The following is an 807-nucleotide window of genomic DNA, read 5'->3' as shown; positions in this document are numbered from 1 at the left end:
ACGTCGACGGGTTCGTCGTTCGCGGGCACGTCGGTGAAGTGGCACGACTGGTTCGCCCTGTCCGGGGAGACACCACTGACCGGGGACGTCAACGGCGACGGACGAGACGACGCGATCGTGTTCACCCACGGCACCACCGCCGACGTCCACGTCGCCCTGTCCACCGGCAGCTCGTTCGCGGCGTCGGCGAAATGGCACGACTGGTTCGCCCCCGGCACCGAGGTCCCCGCCGTCGGCGACGTCAACGGCGACGGCCGCGACGACATCGTCACCTTCACCCACGACACCAACGCCGACGTCTACGTCGCCCTGTCCACCGGCACATCCTTCACCGGCACCGCGATCAAATGGCACGACTACTTCTCCATCGCCGGGGAGTTCCCCGCCCTGGGCGACGTCAACGGCGACGGCCGCGACGACATCATCACCTTCACCCAGGGCCCCGCCACCGCAGCCGACGTCATCGTCGCCCTGTCCACCGGCACCAGCTTCGGGCCACCACAGAAATGGCACGACCTGTTCGCCGTCGGCACCGAACAACCCCGCATCGGCGACATCAACGGCGACGGCCGCGACGACATCGTCACCTTCACCTGCAACACCGACGCCGACGTCTACGCCGCCACCTCCACCGGCACCACCTTCACCGGCACCACGATCAAATGGCACGACTTCTTCTGCCTACCCGGCGAATTCCCCTACCTCGCCGACACCAACGGCGACGGCAAAGACGACCTCATCGTCTTCACCAAAAACACCACCAACGACATCTACGTCGCCCTGTCCACCGGCACCACCTTCGCCCCC

General features: G+C 66.8%; 1 protein-coding gene. It reads left to right on the top strand.

Annotated features, from left to right (window positions below; all coding sequences use genetic code 11):
* Positions 1 to 807, top strand: an 807-nt coding sequence (locus EAD96_RS24925; protein WP_147457931.1) for a VCBS repeat-containing protein, incomplete at both ends; no start/stop codon positions are given.

This window comes from Micromonospora sp. BL1, assembly GCF_003667485.1.
GTDB lineage: Bacteria > Actinomycetota > Actinomycetes > Mycobacteriales > Micromonosporaceae > Micromonospora > Micromonospora tulbaghiae.
Note: the sequence above shows the minus strand (reverse complement) of the source record. Positions and strands in the feature narration are given on the sequence as shown.